We start from the raw sequence: 12,608 nt of genomic DNA, 5'->3' as shown, positions 1-12,608 counted from the left end.
GAGGCTCACATGCGCTGGTTTCTGTCCGCCGTCCTCTACACGGCCCTCGCGTTCGGTGCAAATGCGGCCTTGGCCGGCACCGCCGAGCTCGAGGCCTTGCGCGAGGGGGCGATGAAGAAGCTGATGTTCCATGCCGAGCCGGCCGAGGTCCCGAACGTGGCCTTCACCGATCCCGAGGGCGGCGCGCACCGGCTGGCCGACTGGCGCGGCAAGTATGTGCTGGTGAACTTCTGGGCGACCTGGTGCGCGCCCTGCCGCGCGGAGCTGCCGGCGCTCGACGCGCTGAACCGCGATTTCGGCGGCGCGGACTTCGCGGTGGTGACGATCGCCACCGGCCGCAACCCGGTTCCGGCGATCACCCGGCTCTTCGGCGAGGTCGGGGTCGAGGGGCTGCCGGTCTTGCTCGACCCGAAGCAGGACCTTGCCCGCGACATGGGCGTTTTCGGTCTGCCGGTCAGCGTGCTTCTCGACCGCGACGGCCGCGAGATCGCGCGGATGGCGGGCGACGCGGACTGGAACGGCGAGAGCGCGCGAGCCATCGTCGCGGCGCTCCTAGCGGGGGGCTGAGGCGCCTCGGACAGGGCGCCGGGGGTTTCACACCCCCGGACCCCCGTGGGGTATTTCGGCAATGAAGAAGATCAGGCGAGCCGCGCCACCCGGTCATGGGCCGGGCAGGTGACGATGTGGTCGTTGACCATGCCGACGGCCTGCATGAAGGCATAGGTGATCGTCGGGCCGCAGAAGCGGAAGCCGGCCCTCTTCAGGTCTTTCGAGATCCGTTCGGACAGCGGGGTCGAGGCGGGCACCTCGGCCATGGCGCGGAACCGGTTCTGGAGCGGCGCGCCCTCGACATAACGCCACAGGAAGTGGTCGAAGCCCTCGCGCTCGGCGATCGCGAGATAGGCGCGCGCGTTGCCGATCGTCGCCTCGATCTTGGCGCGCGAGCGCACGATCCCCGAATCGGTGAGGAGCCGGGCGACATCGGCCTCGCCCCAGAGCGCCACGGTCTCGGGATGGAAGCCTTCGAACGCGGCGCGGAAATTGTCGCGCTTCTTCAGGATCGTGAGCCAGCTCAACCCGGCCTGGAAGCCGTCGAGAACGAGCTTTTCCCACAGCGCCCGCGGGTCGCGTTCCGGGGCGCCCCATTCGGTATCGTGATAGTCGACATAGATCGGTTCGGTTCCGCACCAGGCGCAGCGTTCTGCCATTGGCCCCTCCGGCTTCGCCGTGCCGAGGCAATTTTGGTCCCGGTTTACGGCTTGTTATCCCCTTTTGCCCAATCTGGGCGCTGACGGCGAGGAGATTGTGGATGCAAGACCGCGGCAAGTTCAGACAGACGCCACCCGACCCGGCCCAGGACAGCCCGCTCAGCGCGGCCGTCAACCAGCGCGACCGGAATGTTCTGACGATGGTCCGCGACGCGGTTGAGCGGCGCGATGTCCGGCTCGCGTTTCAGCCTGTCGTCCAGTCCGCTCTGCCGGGAGCGCCGGCCTTCTACGAGGGCCTGATCCGGATCCTCGACGAGACCGGCCGGATCATTCCGGCGCGGGAGTTCATGGACCGGGTCGAGACCATGGAGCTTGGCCGGATTCTCGACTGCCTGGCGCTGGAGATGGGTTTGAACGCGCTGAAGCGGGATCCGACACTGCGGCTGGCCATCAACATGTCGGCGCGCTCGATCGCCTATCCGCGCTGGACCCGGATCCTCAGGAAGGGGTTGTCGGAGGACCGGACCGTCGCGGAGCGGTTGATTCTCGAGATCACCGAGTCGTCGGCGATGCTGGTGCCGGACACGGTCGCCGTCTTCATGGCCGACCTGCAGTCGGAGGGGATCTCCTTCGCGCTCGACGATTTCGGGGCGGGGTTCACCTCGTTCCGGTATCTGCGGGATTTCTACTTCGACATCCTGAAGATCGACGGCCAGTTCATCCGGGGAGTCGCCGACAGTCCCGACAACCAGGTTCTCACTCAGGCCATGCTGTCGCTCGCGCGGCACTTCGACATGTTCGCCGTGGCCGAATCCGTCGAGACGGCGCGGGACGCCGCCTGGCTCACGGGAATCGGCATGGATTGCCTGCAGGGCTACTACTTCGGCGCGCCGTCGATGACGCCTCCCTGGAAGCTCCCGACACCTGCGCAGCGCGCCTGATCCGAGAGAGGCCGAATGCTGCGAATTTCGCGGGCTGAGAGACGTAATCTTTCGGTTAAGCTTGACGCGCCCGTTCCATTGATCATGCTGCGGAGCGGCGCGAGGGCCTCACCTGTCTTCGCGCGGAAATCGCGCCAGAATGAGGACCCGGACTATGACCAATGTCGTGATCGTCTCCGCCGCCCGCACCGCCGTGGGCAGCTTCAACGGCTCTTTCGCCAATACGCCCGCCCATGATCTCGGGGCCGCCGTGCTCGAGGCCGTCGTGGCCCGGGCGGGCATCGACAAGGCGGAGGTCAGCGAGACGATCCTCGGTCAGGTCCTGACCGCGGGCCAGGGCCAGAACCCGGCCCGGCAGGCCCATATCAAGGCCGGCCTGCCGCAGGAAAGCGCGGCCTGGTCGATCAACCAGGTCTGCGGCTCGGGCCTGCGCTCGGTGGCGCTCGCGGCCCAGCATATCCAGCTTGGCGACGCCGCGATCGTCGCGGCGGGCGGGCAGGAGAACATGTCGCTTTCCCCCCATGTCGCGCATCTGCGCGCGGGCCAGAAGATGGGCGACATGTCGTTCATCGATTCGATGATCAAGGACGGGCTCTGGGACGCGTTCAACGGCTACCACATGGGCACCACGGCCGAGAACGTCGCGACCAAGTGGCAGATCAGCCGCGAGATGCAGGACGAGTTCGCGGTGGCCAGCCAGAACAAGGCCGAGGCCGCGCAGAAGGCCGGCAAGTTCGCCGACGAGATCGCGGCCTTCACCGTGAAGACGCGCAAGGGCGACATCGTGGTGGATCAGGACGAATACATCCGCCACGGCGCGACCATCGACGCGATGACGAAGCTGCGCCCCGCCTTCTCCAAGGACGGCACGGTGACGGCCGCCAACGCCTCGGGCATCAATGACGGTGCCGCGGCGGTTCTCTTGATGTCCGCCGAGGAGGCCGCGAAACGCGGTCTCACGCCGCTGGCGCGGATCGCTTCCTATGCGACCGCGGGCCTCGATCCGGCGATCATGGGCGTCGGCCCGATCCACGCGAGCCGCAAGGCGCTCGAGAAGGCCGGCTGGAAGGCGGCCGACCTCGACCTCGTCGAGGCCAACGAGGCGTTCGCGGCGCAGGCCTGCGCGGTCAACAAGGACATGGGCTGGGATCCGGCGAAGGTCAACGTGAACGGCGGCGCCATCGCCATCGGCCACCCGATCGGCGCCTCCGGCGCGCGGATCCTCAACACGCTCCTGTTCGAGATGAAGCGGTCGGGTGCCAAGAAGGGCCTCGCCACGCTCTGCATCGGCGGCGGCATGGGTGTCGCCATGTGCCTCGAACGCGCCTGACGCCCACTTTTTTCTGCAAATGCGAAAAACGCGGGCGCAATAATGTTGCGCCCGCGAAATCGTTTCGGTAACAGGATTTCAAGAAGGCTCGCTCAATAGGAGGAATCATGTCGAGGGTTGCACTGGTCACTGGCGGTTCGCGCGGCATTGGCGCCGCGATCTCCGTCGCGCTGAAGGCTGCCGGCTACAAGGTTGCGGCGAACTACGCCGGCAACGACGAGGCGGCGGCCGCTTTCAACAAGGAAACCGGCATTCCGGTCTACAAGTGGAACGTCGCCGACTACGAAGCTTCTAAGGCGGGCATCGCCAAGGTCGAGGCCGACCTCGGCCCGGTCGATGTGGTGGTCGCCAACGCCGGCATCACCCGCGACGCGCCGTTCCACAAGATGAGCCCGGAGCAGTGGCAGCAGGTCATCGACACCAACCTGACCGGCGTCTTCAACACCGTGCACCCGGTCTGGCCGGGTATGCGTGACCGCAAGTTCGGCCGCGTCATCGTGATTTCGTCGGTGAACGGCCAGAAGGGCCAGTTCGCGCAGGTCAACTATGCCGCCACCAAGGCGGGCGACATCGGCATCGTGCGCAGCCTCGCGCAGGAGGGCGCCCGCGCCGGGATCACCGCCAACGCCGTCTGCCCCGGCTACATCGCCACCGAGATGGTGATGGCGGTGCCGGAGAAGGTGCGGGAATCGATCATCGCGCAGATCCCTGCCGGCCGACTGGGCGAACCCGAGGAAATCGCGCGCTGCGTGGCCTTCCTTGCCTCGGATGACGCGCAGTTCATCAACGGCTCCACGATCTCGGCCAACGGGGCGCAGTTCTTCGGCTGATCTCAGCCACAGGGTTTGCAAGGGGCCGGTTGCGTGCGACCGGCCCCTTCTTCTGTCGTAACGACCCGGATGGGACGAGCGGCAGAAGGTTCCGAAAAGAGGGCGCGCACCATGTCGGAGAGCGCCCTCGCGCGGGCCCGGTGCGCCGCCGCGTAGACCCTGGCGTGCTCGGCTGTCGGGACGGTTTCGATCATCGCGGCCTCCATTCCCAAAAATTTCTTGACTGAACATGATGTAAGGCGCTGCAATGTTGCCTACAAACGAGAGTTTTTCGGGTTTCAGACAAGTATTACTTGACCGGAATGAGCGACCGCACGCCCCCGCTGACCGCGCTCCGCGCCTTCGAGGCGGCGGCCCGGCATCTGAGCTTCGCCAAGGCGGCGGCGGAGCTCAACGTCACGCCGGCGGCGCTGTCGTTCCAGATCCGCACGCTCGAGGAGCATCTCGGCCAGCCGGTGTTCCGGCGGCTCAACCGGGCGGTGGAGCTGACCGAGGCCGGCCGCGCCCTGCAGCCGGGGCTCGCCGAGGGCTTCGCGGCGCTCTCCGCCGCCTGGCGGGCCGCGCGGCGGCTCGGCGAGGGCCAGAGCCTGACCGTCACCGCCGGCCCCGCCTTCACCGCGAAATGGCTGGCGCCGCGGCTCTTCGACTTCGCCCGCGCCCATCCCGGGATCGAGCTGCGCTTCGCCGCCAGCCTGCGGCTCATGGATCTGCGCCGTGACGAGGTCGATGTCGCGATCCGCTTCGGCACCAGCCCCGATGACGGGCTCTGTTCGGTGCCGCTGATCCGCGAATGGCTGAGCCCGATGATGGTGCCGGAACTCGCCCGGCGCATGACGCGGCCGGAGGACCTCGGCGAGGTCGTGCTGCTGCATCAGGACGATGTGAGCTTCATCCGCCCGCCGGTCGACTGGGCGGCCTGGTTTGCCGCGGCGGGGCTCGGGGAGCCGCCGTCGGGCGGTCCGCGCTTTTCGCAGGCCGATCACGCGATCGACGCGGCGCTGAGCGGGGCCGGCGTGATTCTCGGCCGGTTCTCGCTCGCGCATCACGCGCTCCGGTCCGGCCAACTCGTGGCGCCGTTCGAGATCGCCCTGACCACCGCGGCGCAGTACCGCTTCCTCTGCCTGCCCGGCACCGAGGAGCGGCCGCATGTCAGGCTCTTCCGCGACTGGCTGTTGCAGGAAGCCGCGGCGATGTCCGCCTGCGAGGCGGGAAAGCGGCTGGTGCCCTCGGCGTGATGGGCCTGGACATAGAAAAGGCGCCGCTCGGGGGCGGCGCCTTGCTGCAACTCGTAGAAATCAGGCCTCGGTGAGGCGGGCGATTTCCTCCTTGATCCGCAGTTTCTGCTTTTTCATATCGGCGATCGCGAGATCGTCATAGCCGGGATGGCGCTGCGCCTCCTCGACGGCTTCGGACAGGTTTTGGTGTTTCTTGCGAAGTTCCTGCAGGTGCGAACCCAGCGACATTATTGTCTCCTCTCCTGTGAACCTTGTCACAATCCCATCACATTCCTTTTGCCATGTCACGCGGAACAATGCCGCATCGCATGCCTTTCGACTGTGACGGCGAAACCTTGCCTCGCGGCTAACGGCCTATAGCTGAATGGCCGCTCCGTCGCGAAGGATCGCGCGCGCGGCGGCGGTGTGATCGTCGCCATCGGCGAGGTGTCCGGCGCCCTCGTGCAGAATCAGCGGTGCGAGCAGCCGGAACGGGGCGCGGCCGCCCTTGCGGGCGCGCAGGATGATCCGCCCCGCCGGCCGCCCCGCCCGCGCCGCGATCGGCAGGAGGGTGAGGCTGCCGGCACCGGGACCGAGCGCGCCGATGAGGTCGGGAAGGCGGTCCGCCGACTGGATGACCGTCAGCCAGCCGCCGGGCCTGAGTCGCCTGAGACCCGCAGCCATCCAGACCGCGAGCGGAGTCGCCTCGCGTAGCGCGGTCTCGCGTCCGGGATCGGCGGCGGCGGTGCCGCCGCCGGCCGGGTAATAGGGCGGATTGGCGATCACATGATCGAAGCTCTGCGCCCGGAGCGCGGCCGGCACCGCCTGAAGATCGCCCTCGATCACTTCGAAGGAAAGCCCGTTGCGGTCCGCGTTCCGCCGTGCCAGTGCCGCATAGGCGGCCTGCAGCTCAAGCCCGGTCAGGCGAAGCCCGGCCACACGGGCGCCGAGGCAAAGACTCGCCACGCCCGCGCCGCAGCCAAGCTCCAGCACGCTCTCGCCGGGCTTCGCCGGCACGGCGGCGGCTAGGAGGACCGGGTCCATCGCCGCGCGGTAGCCACCCTTCGGCTGGGCGATGCGCAGCCGGCCGTTCAGGAACCCGTCGTCGGTCAGCTCTGCCTCGGCGAACATCTCAGGTCTCGATCCCGTTGTCCTTCAGGATCGCCGTCGCCATGAAGTGATCGGCGTCCCGCACCATCAGCCGGCGCGGCAAAATGCCGATGGATCCTTCCAGCACGCTCATGTGGACGTCCATCTGAAACGCCGTTATACCCTCTGCCTCAAGCAGGGCTGTCGCGAAGGCGATCCGGGTCGGGTCGGTGGTGCGAAGAAGCTCTTTCATATTCCAAGACTTAAGAACAGAGCCACGGCTTTGTCGAGTGGCCACGGGATGACGATGGGTTTGGACGAGACCGCGCAGAAACCTCACGACCGGCTGAGCGCCCATCTCGCGGCGGATATGGAGCGCGTGAACGCGCTGATCCGGCGCCGCATGGCCTCCGAGCACGCGCCGCGCATTCCCGAGGTCACCGCGCATCTCGTCGAGGCCGGCGGCAAGCGGCTGCGGCCGATGCTGACGCTCGCCGCCGCGCGGCTCTGTGGCTACGAGGGCGACCACCACATCCGCCTCGCCGCGACGGTGGAGTTCATCCATACCGCGACGCTGCTTCATGACGACGTCGTCGACGAAAGCGCGCAAAGGCGCGGCCGGCCGACCGCCAACCTTCTGTGGGACAACAAGTCTTCGGTTCTGGTCGGGGATTATCTCTTCTCGCGCTCGTTCCAGCTCATGGTGGAGACCGGCTCGCTCCGGGTGCTCGACATCCTGTCGAACGCCTCGGCGACGATCGCCGAGGGCGAGGTGCTGCAGCTGTCGGCGGCGCAGGATCTCAGGACCGACGAGGCGATTTACATGAAGGTGATCCGCGGCAAGACCGCGGCGCTCTTCTCCGCCGCGACCGAGGTCGGCGGGGTGATCGCCGGGGCGCCGGAGGAGCAGGTCCGGGCGCTCTTCACCTATGGCGACGCGCTCGGCATCGCGTTCCAGATCGTCGACGACCTTCTGGACTACGGCGGCTCGACCGCGACGATCGGCAAGAATGTCGGTGACGATTTCCGCGAACGCAAGCTGACGCTGCCGGTGATCAAGGCGGTGGCGAAGGCCACGCCCGAGGAGCGAGAGTTCTGGAAGCGGGTGATCGAGAAGGGCGACCAGCGCGAGGGCGATCTCGACCGCGCGATGGCGCTTCTCGCCAGCCACGGCGCGATGGAAGAAACCCGGGCCGAGGCGCTCGGCTGGGCGCAGACAGCAAAGGCGGCGCTCGCGGTGCTGCCGGATCATGCGCTGCGGTCGATGCTTGCCGATCTGGCCGATTACGTGGTGGCGCGCGTCAATTAAAACCTCGCCTGCGTGACGCGGCGTCCCGCGTGACAGCATCCGGCGCATTGGACATGGTGGCCCCATCGCAAGGAGCCCTCATGTCACTCTACCCCCATATGCTCGCGCCGCTGGATCTCGGCCATGTGACGCTGCCGAACCGCGTCCTGATGGGGTCGATGCACACCAATCTGGAGGAGACGAAGGATTGGAACCGGGTGGCGGAGTTCTATGCCGCCCGCGCCCGCGGCGGGGTGGCGCTGATGGTCACCGGCGGCATGGCGCCGAACCGCGAGGGCGGGGTGTTTCCCGGCGCCGCGGGCCTTTTCACGCCCGAGGACATCGCCAATCACCGGCTGGTCACCGAACGCGTCCACGCCGAGGGCGGGCGGATCGCGATGCAGATCCTTCATGCCGGCCGCTATGCCTACGGGCCCAACTGCGTCGCGCCCTCGGCGATCAAGTCGCCGATCTCGCCCTTTCCGCCGATCGAGCTCGACGAGGCCGGGATCGAGAAGCAGATCGCCGATATCGCGACCGCCGCGGCCCGCGCCCGCGAGGCCGGGTACGATGGCGTCGAGGTGATGGGCTCGGAGGGCTATTTCCTCAACCAGTTCCTCGTCACGCACACCAATCGGCGCAGCGACTGCTGGGGCGGCAGCCACGCGAACCGGATGCGGCTGCCAGTCGAGACGGTGCGGCGCGTGCGCGCAGCGGTGGGACCGGATTTCATCCTCATCTACCGGATCTCGTTGATGGATCTGGTGCCCGACGGACAGAGCTGGGATGAGGTCGTGGCGCTGGCGAAGGCGATCGAGGCCGCCGGGGCGTCGATCCTCAATACCGGCATCGGCTGGCACGAGGCGCGGGTGCCGACCATCGCCACCAGCGTGCCGCGTCGCGCCTTCGCCTGGGTGACGAAGAAGCTGATGGGCGAGGTCGCCATTCCCATCGTCACCTCGAACCGCATCAACATGCCCGAGGTCGCCGAGGCGGTTCTGGCCGAAGGATGCGCCGACATGGTGTCGATGGCGCGGCCCTTCCTCGCCGATCCGGACTTCGTGCGGAAGGCCGAGACCGGGCGCGCGGCAGAGATCGCGCCCTGCATCGCCTGCAACCAGGCCTGCCTCGACCACACCTTCGCCGGCCGGATCTCGTCCTGCCTCGTCAATCCCAGGGCCTGCCACGAAACCGAGCTGGTTCTGGCGCCCGCGGCACGGACCAAGCGCATCGCAGTCGTCGGCGCCGGCCCGGCGGGGCTGTCGGCGGCGCTGGCGCTCGACGAGCGCGGGCATGAGGTGACGCTTTTCGACAGGGCGGAGCGGATCGGCGGGCAGCTCAACCTCGCCAAGATGGTGCCGGGCAAGGAGGAGTTTCACGGGCTCGTCGCCTGGTTCGAGACGATGCTCGGCAAGAGCCGGATCGCGACGAGGCTAGGGGCCGAGGCGACGCCGGCCATGCTGGACGGCTTCGACGAGGTGGTCGTCGCGACAGGCGTGCGGCCGCGCGATCCGGGGATTGCGGGCCAGGGCGGCACCAACACGCTTTCCTATATCGACGTTCTGTCCGGCGCGCCGGTCGGGGAGCGAGTGGCGGTCATCGGCGCCGGCGGAATCGGGTTCGATGTCGCCGAGTTCCTCGTCGAGGCGGGGCAAAGCCCGGCCGTGGACCTGCGCGAATGGATGTCGGAATGGGGCGTGACCGATCCCGAACTTGTCCGCGGAGGTCTCACCAAGGCGCGCCCGCACCCACCCGCGCGGAAAGTGACGCTGATGCAGCGCAAGCCGGGCAAGCCGGGGCGCACGCTCGGCAAGACCACGGGCTGGATCCACCGCGCCACGCTCCTGGCCAAGAGCGTGAAGATGCTCGGCGGCGTGAACTATGAACGCATCGATGCCGAGGGGCTTCACGTCACCTTCGGCCCCGACCGCCATGATCCGACCCTGATCGAGGCCGACACGGTCGTCCTTTGCGCCGGGCAGGAAAGCGAGAATCGCCTCGCCGATTCGCTCTCGCGCGCCGGCGTCACGGTCCATGTCATCGGCGGCGCCGACGTCGCGGCGGAACTCGACGCCAAGCGTGCGATCGATCAGGGCACCCGTCTCGCAACGGTGATTTGACGCGCGCCAGCAAAAGCTTGCCGATGATCGGCAAAATGCCGCCCATTCGCGTCTCGACAAAATCTAAGTCTTGACCGCACGCCTCCGCATTCTTGCCCGAATTGACCCAGATAGTCGGCTGCGGTGGTCAATGTAGAATACGGGTGCACAATGGACCGACTGACGGAAATGGAGGCATTTGCCACCGTTGTTGATCAGGGGGGATTTACGGACGCTGCGAAGAAGATGGGAATCTCCAAGTCGGCGGTCTCGAAACACGTCTCGTCGCTCGAGGCGCGGCTCGGGGCGCGGCTTCTGAACCGGACGACGCGCCGGGTCTCGCCCACCGAGATCGGTCTTGCCTATTACGATCGTGCCCGCCGCGTGCTCAACGACGCGGGTGAGGCCGACGCGCTCGTGACCTCGATGCAATCGGATCCGTCCGGCCTGCTGAGGATTTCCGTGGCCACCGATTTCGGGGTGAATCTGCTCTCTCCGATCCTCGGGGACTTCCTGCTCGAATATCCCGAGATCACCGTCAACATGGTTCTGAACAACCGCTATGTGGAGCTGATCTCGGAAGGCTTCGACATGGCGATCCGGGTCGGCGAGCTTGAGGACTCGACGCTGCGCGCGCGCAAACTGACCGACACCGCCAAGCGCATGGTCGGCTCGCCGAGTTACTTCGCCAAATACGGGCGGCCGCATAAGATCGACGATCTCAACGAACACAAGCTGCTGCACTATTCCAACCAGGCCGCCGGCAACGTCTGGAAGATCACTGCGCCCTCGGGCGAGAAGCGCCAGGTCCGTACCGCGGGATGGCTGACGGTCAACGACGGCCAGTCGCTGCTCAACGCCGCGATCTCGGGCCTCGGCATCGCCTACCTTCCCTCCTTCCTCTACGCCGACGCGATGAAGAAGGGGCTCGTCGAGGATGCGATCCCCGACCTGCCGGTCGAGACGCTCGGCATCTATGCAGTCTATCCGCCTGGGCGCTTCACGCAGCCGAAGGTGCGCGCCTTTATCGATTTCCTGGGCCAGTCCTTTTCGGACAAGGGACCGGACAACTGGTAAATCGAGCAGTGCCTTAAAGAGTACGGCCTTCACGTTCTCAGCGGGTCGAGGTGATCATCGCCTCGACCCGTCTGTTCTCGGCGCGGCCCTCCGGCGTCAGGTTCGAGGCGCGGGGGCTGAGATAGCCGAGGCCATCCGCGGAAAGCTGCGCCCTGTCAACGCCATAGACCGCGACGAGCCGCTCCATGACCGCTTCGGCGCGGGCGCGCGACAGCGTGATATTGGTCGCGAGCGGGCCGACCGCATCGGTGTGACCAAGCAGCGCGACGCGGGTGTCGGGATGCGCCTTCAACCAGCCAGCGAGGGTCTCGATCGAGGCGAACCGATCGTCGGCGAGGTTGGCGGTTCCGGGCGGGAAGGCCAGACCGTCGAGCACCATGCGCCCCATGCCGTCGAGTTCACCGGGCAGCCGCACGACCTCGGGTTGGGCGGGCGCGGCCGCCTTCACCAGTTCGGCAGGCTTGGGCAGCGCCGGGCCGACGCGCGTCATCTGGACATATCCGCCGTTGGTCGAACGGCTTACGAGCAGGCTGACATAGTCGGCCGTGGGCTCGGCGCCGCGGCGCGCCGACAGGAACCGGAAGTCGCCGAGGTCGACATGCATCTCGGGCTCGGCCAGGACCGGGGTGCCGAAGCGGAAGTCGAAGCCGCCGCAACGGTCGGTGTCGCATTCGAAGAGCACCTCGAACCCCTCTTCGCGCAGCTGATCGCGCAAGGTGGCGAGCAGCCCCATCGTGGTCAGGTCCGGGTCGGGAACGCGCCAGGCGGTGCGGGAAACCTCGCCCTCGGTCGCGAGGGTTTCGATCCGCCCCGCGGACCACGGTCCGACCGGCAGCGCGTAGCTGCCGACGGAGCGCGCCTCCTCGGCCGTGCGCGCGGCCTGCGGCGGCAGCGCCAGGGTCGGCGCGGCCTGGGCCGCGGGGGCGAGCAGGAGCAGCGTGAGCGCGAGCCGTTTCATCGATGCGCCCCGTGATACTCAGGGTTGGGTTCCATCGAAGTGGCCGAAGCGATGCGGTTGGTCATGTTGAAAAACCCCGTGACCGAGGCGATGTCCCAGATGTCGCGGTCGGAAAAGCCCGCATCCCGCAGCATCCGGCGATCTGCCTCGCCGATCCTGGATGATGAATGTGTCAACTTTTCGGCAAACTCCAGCATCGCCCGCTGTCGATCCGACAGCGGCGCGACGCGCCAGTTCATCACCAGCGCCTCGCCCAGCACCGGATCGCCCGACAGCTCGCGGACGGCGGCACCATGCGCCACCTGGCAGTACCAGCACCGGTTGAGCGACGAGACCGCGACCGCGATCATCTCGCGTTCGAGCTTCGTCAGCCCGCTCTCGGCCAACATCAGGTCGTTGTAGATGGCGGTAAAAGCGTTGAGCTTGTCGACGTCGAAAGCATATGCCTTGAGGACATTGGGAACGAGGCCGAGCTTTTCGGTGCAGACATCAAAATACTTCCGGGTCGCATCCGGAAGTGGCTCGATCATGGGTAGATCAAGCGCCGTGGGGCGTTCGCCTCTGTCTGTCAACT

14 protein-coding genes are annotated in these 12,608 nt (G+C 67.2%); 8 read left to right on the top strand and 6 right to left on the bottom strand.

The genetic code is table 11. The features are described 5' to 3' along the window. Nucleotides 1-9 precede the first annotated feature (9 nt). Nucleotides 10-567, top strand: a complete 558-nt coding sequence (locus tag OEZ60_RS11235; protein ID WP_263336063.1) for a TlpA family protein disulfide reductase — start codon at nt 10-12, stop codon at nt 565-567. 71 nt (nt 568-638) lie between these two features. On the opposite strand, the gene OEZ60_RS11230 is transcribed toward OEZ60_RS11235, so the two are convergent. Next, nucleotides 639-1,208, bottom strand: a complete 570-nt coding sequence (locus OEZ60_RS11230) for a DNA-3-methyladenine glycosylase I (RefSeq protein WP_263336061.1) — start codon at nt 1,206-1,208, stop codon at nt 639-641. Between the two features lie 101 nt (nt 1,209-1,309). On the opposite strand from OEZ60_RS11230, the gene OEZ60_RS11225 reads away from it, so the two are divergent. The 4 genes from OEZ60_RS11225 (at nt 1,310) to gcvA (ending at nt 5,544) form a co-directional block, all read left to right on the top strand. Beyond that, on the top strand, nt 1,310-2,149 hold the full coding sequence (locus tag OEZ60_RS11225) for an EAL domain-containing protein (RefSeq protein WP_263336059.1): 840 nt from the start codon (nt 1,310-1,312) through the stop codon (nt 2,147-2,149). A gap of 154 nt (nt 2,150-2,303) precedes the next feature. After that, entirely contained in the window at nt 2,304-3,479 is a 1,176-nt protein-coding gene (locus OEZ60_RS11220) for an acetyl-CoA C-acetyltransferase (protein ID WP_263336156.1), read from the top strand. Between the two features lie 107 nt (nt 3,480-3,586). Further along, the gene (gene phbB, locus OEZ60_RS11215; protein ID WP_263336058.1) at nt 3,587-4,309 is read left to right on the top strand and encodes an acetoacetyl-CoA reductase; all 723 of its coding nucleotides are present in this window, start codon (nt 3,587-3,589) and stop codon (nt 4,307-4,309) included. Nucleotides 4,310-4,611: 302 nt separating this feature from the next. Further along, nucleotides 4,612-5,544, top strand: coding sequence for a transcriptional regulator GcvA (gcvA, locus tag OEZ60_RS11210; RefSeq protein WP_263336056.1), 933 nt, complete (start codon nt 4,612-4,614; stop codon nt 5,542-5,544). A 60-nt stretch (nt 5,545-5,604) separates the two neighbouring features. Here gcvA and OEZ60_RS11205 read toward each other — a convergent pair whose 3' ends face one another. From OEZ60_RS11205 to OEZ60_RS11195, 3 genes are all read right to left on the bottom strand, one after another. Then, nucleotides 5,605-5,772 carry a YdcH family protein gene (locus OEZ60_RS11205; RefSeq protein ID WP_263336055.1) on the bottom strand — a complete coding sequence of 56 codons (168 nt, stop codon included), beginning with the start codon at nt 5,770-5,772 and terminating at the stop codon, nt 5,605-5,607. Nucleotides 5,773-5,898: 126 nt separating this feature from the next. Then, nucleotides 5,899-6,654 (bottom strand): tRNA1(Val) (adenine(37)-N6)-methyltransferase, encoded by a 756-nt coding sequence (locus tag OEZ60_RS11200; RefSeq protein ID WP_263336054.1) that lies wholly within the window; start codon nt 6,652-6,654, stop codon nt 5,899-5,901. A 1-nt stretch (nt 6,655) separates the two neighbouring features. Beyond that, a complete protein-coding gene (locus OEZ60_RS11195) occupies nt 6,656-6,865 on the bottom strand; it encodes a putative signal transducing protein (RefSeq protein ID WP_263336051.1) in 210 nt (69 codons plus the stop codon). A gap of 54 nt (nt 6,866-6,919) precedes the next feature. Between OEZ60_RS11195 and OEZ60_RS11190 the strand changes: the two genes are divergently transcribed. The 3 genes from OEZ60_RS11190 (at nt 6,920) to OEZ60_RS11180 (ending at nt 11,076) form a co-directional block, all read left to right on the top strand. Then, nucleotides 6,920-7,921, top strand: coding sequence for a polyprenyl synthetase family protein (locus OEZ60_RS11190; RefSeq protein ID WP_263336153.1), 1,002 nt, complete (start codon nt 6,920-6,922; stop codon nt 7,919-7,921). Between the two features lie 80 nt (nt 7,922-8,001). Beyond that, nucleotides 8,002-10,020: an FAD-dependent oxidoreductase gene (locus tag OEZ60_RS11185; RefSeq protein WP_263336050.1), complete on the top strand. Its 2,019-nt coding sequence runs from the start codon at nt 8,002-8,004 to the stop codon at nt 10,018-10,020. A 150-nt stretch (nt 10,021-10,170) separates the two neighbouring features. After that, a complete protein-coding gene (locus OEZ60_RS11180; protein WP_263336049.1) occupies nt 10,171-11,076 on the top strand; it encodes a LysR family transcriptional regulator in 906 nt (301 codons plus the stop codon). Between the two features lie 37 nt (nt 11,077-11,113). Here the strand turns inward: OEZ60_RS11180 and OEZ60_RS11175 are convergent, their stop codons facing one another. Further along, entirely contained in the window at nt 11,114-12,034 is a 921-nt protein-coding gene (locus tag OEZ60_RS11175) for an OmpA family protein (RefSeq protein ID WP_263336046.1), read from the bottom strand. Next, nucleotides 12,031-12,606 carry a peroxidase-related enzyme gene (locus tag OEZ60_RS11170; protein WP_263336044.1) on the bottom strand — a complete coding sequence of 192 codons (576 nt, stop codon included), beginning with the start codon at nt 12,604-12,606 and terminating at the stop codon, nt 12,031-12,033. Before OEZ60_RS11170 ends, OEZ60_RS11175 begins: the two co-directional genes overlap by 4 nt. Between the last annotated feature and the right edge of the window lie 2 nt (nt 12,607-12,608).

The organism is Albidovulum salinarum, from assembly GCF_025673475.1.
Lineage (GTDB): Bacteria > Pseudomonadota > Alphaproteobacteria > Rhodobacterales > Rhodobacteraceae > Albidovulum > Albidovulum salinarum.
This window is presented reverse-complemented; position numbering and strand designations above follow the sequence as displayed.

Coding starts and splice junctions, on each gene's coding strand:
- OEZ60_RS11220 (WP_263336156.1), top strand. CDS start 2,304: ATGACCAATGTCGTGATCGTCTCCGCCGCCCGCACCGCCGTGGGCAGC.
- OEZ60_RS11200 (WP_263336054.1), bottom strand. CDS start 6,654: ATGTTCGCCGAGGCAGAGCTGACCGACGACGGGTTCCTGAACGGCCGG.
- OEZ60_RS11205 (WP_263336055.1), bottom strand. CDS start 5,772: ATGTCGCTGGGTTCGCACCTGCAGGAACTTCGCAAGAAACACCAAAAC.
- OEZ60_RS11230 (WP_263336061.1), bottom strand. CDS start 1,208: ATGGCAGAACGCTGCGCCTGGTGCGGAACCGAACCGATCTATGTCGAC.
- OEZ60_RS11185 (WP_263336050.1), top strand. CDS start 8,002: ATGTCACTCTACCCCCATATGCTCGCGCCGCTGGATCTCGGCCATGTG.
- OEZ60_RS11225 (WP_263336059.1), top strand. CDS start 1,310: ATGCAAGACCGCGGCAAGTTCAGACAGACGCCACCCGACCCGGCCCAG.
- OEZ60_RS11235 (WP_263336063.1), top strand. CDS start 10: ATGCGCTGGTTTCTGTCCGCCGTCCTCTACACGGCCCTCGCGTTCGGT.
- phbB (WP_263336058.1), top strand. CDS start 3,587: ATGTCGAGGGTTGCACTGGTCACTGGCGGTTCGCGCGGCATTGGCGCC.
- gcvA (WP_263336056.1), top strand. CDS start 4,612: ATGAGCGACCGCACGCCCCCGCTGACCGCGCTCCGCGCCTTCGAGGCG.
- OEZ60_RS11180 (WP_263336049.1), top strand. CDS start 10,171: ATGGACCGACTGACGGAAATGGAGGCATTTGCCACCGTTGTTGATCAG.
- OEZ60_RS11190 (WP_263336153.1), top strand. CDS start 6,920: ATGGGTTTGGACGAGACCGCGCAGAAACCTCACGACCGGCTGAGCGCC.
- OEZ60_RS11195 (WP_263336051.1), bottom strand. CDS start 6,865: ATGAAAGAGCTTCTTCGCACCACCGACCCGACCCGGATCGCCTTCGCG.
- OEZ60_RS11175 (WP_263336046.1), bottom strand. CDS start 12,034: ATGAAACGGCTCGCGCTCACGCTGCTCCTGCTCGCCCCCGCGGCCCAG.